Source organism: Inquilinus sp. (assembly GCF_057815775.1).
Window position 1 is genome coordinate 1 of record NZ_JBYRFX010001074.1, and the last position, 3,146, is coordinate 3,146.

A 3,146-nucleotide genomic window follows, 5' to 3' on the forward strand; every position below is an offset into this window, starting at 1 on the left:
GAAACCTTCGGGAGGAGCCACTCGTGGCATCCATCGTCCAACCCAGCCCCGGGCTTGCCGCCGCCGCGTCCCTGCCGAGCGCGCGGTCGCGCTACCTGCAGCTGGCGCTGATCGTGCTGGCCGCCGGCGCGATCTATCCGATCCTGTATCTGCGGCAGGTCTACCAGACGACGATGCTGGAGGTGCTGGGCATCGACAATACCGAGCTCGGAATCCTCTATTCGATCCTGGGCACCAGCTTCCTGGTCAGTTACCTGCCCAGCGGCTGGCTGGCCGACCGGATCCAGCCGCGCCTGCTGATCATCTTCTCCCTGGTCGGCACCGGGCTGCTCGGCCTGTGGTACGCCACCCTGCCGGGCTACAACGCTCTCCTGGTGATCTATGGCGGCTTCGGCATCACCACCGGTCTCACCTTCTGGGCGGCGACGCTGAAGCAGGTGAAGCTGATCGCCGGCCATGCCGAACAGGGCCGATTCTTCGGTGTGCTGGACGGCGGCCGCGGCCTGGTCGAGGCGGTGCTGGCCAGCCTGGCCATCGCCCTGTTCGCCTACGCCACCGAAACCCGCAACGCCGGCTTGGCCAGCGGGTTCCGCGACGTGGTGCTGATGTATGCCGTGGTCTGCCTCGTCGTCGGCATCGCCTATGCGCTGGCGTCGCGGGGTTCGGCCGCCGGGCCGCGCGAAGTGCGGCTGAAGCGCGACACCATCGCCGACCTCAAGGCGCTGCTGCGCATCCCCGAGGTCTGGCTGGTCGCCGCCATCATCTTCTGCGGCTATCACGTCTTCCTCGCCACCTACAGCTTCTCCGGCTACCTGCAGGAAGGCGGCTTCGGCCTCTCCGCCACGGCGGCCGGCATCATCGTCACGGTCAAGCTGTGGCTGCGGCCGGTCGGCGGCATCGGCGGCGGCTTCCTGGGCGATCGCACCTCCAACAGCCGGGTGCTGCTGTGGTCGCTGCTGCTGGCGGCGGCCACCCTGGTCGGCATGATCGCGCTGCCGGGCATCGGCTCCACCGCCGTCCTGGTCGCCCTGGTGCTGCTGGCCGGGCTGCTGACCTATGCCATCCGCGGCCTGTACTGGGCGATCCTGGATGAATGCGGCGTGCCGACGGAGATCACCGGCCTCGCCATCGGCATCATCTCCCTCGTCGGCTACGCGCCGGACACGTACCTTCCCATCGTCAACGGCATCATCGTCGACCGCTATCCAGGGGTCGCGGGCTACCAGATCTATTTCGGCTACATCGCCGGGATCTGCGTCCTCGGCGCCCTGGCCACGGCCTGGCTGATGGTCCGGCTCAAGCGAAAGGCCGCAGCATGAAGATCGCATCGCTCCAGACCCATATCGTCGCCGTCCCGCCGCCGCATGTCGGCGGCATGTACTGGATCTTCGTGCAGCTGAAGACCGATGACGGCATCGAGGGCGTCGGCGAGATCTACTCGACCGCCTTCCATCCCCAGGCGATGGTGCCGCTGATCGACGACGTGTTCGAACGGCACCTGCTGGGCCACGATCCGCACCGGATCGAGCGCTTCTGGCGGTCGGCCTATTCCAGCGGCTTCACCCAGCGGCCCGACCCGACGATGATGGGCATCGTCTCGGGGCTGGAGATGGCCTGCTGGGACATCATCGGCAAGGCGGCCGGCCGACCGGTCTACGACCTGCTGGGCGGGCTGGTGCATGAGAAGCTGCGCGCCTACACCTATCTCTATCCGAAGAATGCGGCCGGCGAGTTCGACTTCAACGACCCGGACCTGGCCGCCGAATGCGCGGTCGAGATGGTCAAAATGGGCTTCACCGGGGTGAAGTTCGACCCGGCCGGCCCCTACACCGCCTATTCCGGCCACCAGATCTCGCTCGGCGTGCTCGACCGCTGCGAAACCTTCTGCCGCAAGGTGCGCGAGGCGGTGGGCAGCAGCGCCGACCTGCTGTTCGGCACCCATGGCCAGATGGTGCCGTCCTCGGCCATCCGGCTGGCCAAGCGGCTGGAGAAATACGACCCGCTGTGGTTCGAGGAGCCGGTGCCGCCGGGCCAGGAAGCGGCAATGGCCGAGGTGGCGCGTGCCACCTCGATCCCGATCTCGACCGGTGAGCGGCTGTGCACCAAGTACGAATTCCAGCGGGTGCTGGAACTGGGCGCCGCCTCGATCCTGCAGCCCGATATCGGCCGGGTCGGCGGCATCCTGGAGACCAAGAAGATCGCCAGCATGGCCGAGGCCTACTACGCCCAGATTGCGCCGCATGTGTATTGCGGCCCGGTTGTCGCCGCCGCCAGCATCCAGGTCGGCGCCTGCTCGCCGAACTTCCTGATCCAGGAATCGATCCTCGATTACGGCGGCTTCCACGGCGAGATCCTGAAGACGCCGCTGACCTTCGACGACGGCTACCTGATCCCGTCGCGCGAGCCCGGGCTGGGGGTCGAGCTGAACATGGATGTGGTGGCGAAGCATTCGCCCTACACCGGCGACCGGCTGCACCTGCAGATGGCGTCCGAGCCGGCCGACGTGAAGCAGTTCGCCCCGGCACGGGGCTGAGAGCCGACCATGACCTATGACTACGTCATCGTCGGCGCCGGTTCGGCCGGCTGCATCCTGGCGGCGCGGCTGAGCGAGAACGGCAAGCACAGCGTGCTGTTGCTCGAGGCCGGCGGCCGCGACGATTCCTTCTGGTTCCGCATTCCGGTCGGCTACGCCCGCAGCTACTACAACCCGCGGGTCAACTGGATGTATTGGTCGGAGCCGGAGGCGGCGCTGGGCGGCCGCCGGATCTACGTCCCGCGCGGCAAGGTGCAGGGCGGGTCCGGGTCGATCAACGCCATGGTCTTCGTGCGCGGCGCCGAGCATGACTTCGACGACTGGGCGGCGGCCGGCAACCCCGGCTGGGGCTATGACGACGTGCTGCCGGCGTTCCGCAAGCTGGAGACCCATGCCAAGGGTGACTCGCCCTGGCATGGCGGGCAGGGGCCGATCCATATCACGCCGATGCGCGGCATGACCCATCCGGTGACCGACGCCTATCTCGCCGCCTGCCGCGAACTACAGCTGCCGGCCAGCGCGGACTTCAACGGCGAGTCGATCGAAGGCGCCGGCGTCTACGACACCAACACCAACAATGGCCGGCGATCCTCCTCCAGCTTCGAATACCTGC

Annotated in this window: 3 protein-coding genes; all 3 read left to right on the top strand. The window is 67.6% G+C overall.

Annotation, left to right across the window (positions count from 1 at the left end; all coding sequences use genetic code 11):
• The first annotated feature begins 23 nt into the window (after positions 1-23).
• Complete coding sequence (locus tag AC3XYG_RS38495) at positions 24-1,319, top strand: MFS transporter (protein ID WP_489145192.1); 1,296 nt, start codon at positions 24-26, stop codon at positions 1,317-1,319.
• A complete protein-coding gene (locus AC3XYG_RS38500; RefSeq protein ID WP_489145193.1) occupies positions 1,316-2,533 on the top strand; it encodes a mandelate racemase/muconate lactonizing enzyme family protein in 1,218 nt (405 codons plus the stop codon). The genes AC3XYG_RS38495 and AC3XYG_RS38500 overlap by 4 nt, the downstream gene beginning before the upstream one ends.
• 9 nt (positions 2,534-2,542) lie before the next feature.
• Positions 2,543-3,146 (top strand): GMC family oxidoreductase (locus AC3XYG_RS38505; protein ID WP_489145194.1); only part of this gene is annotated, 604 nt, incomplete at its 3' end.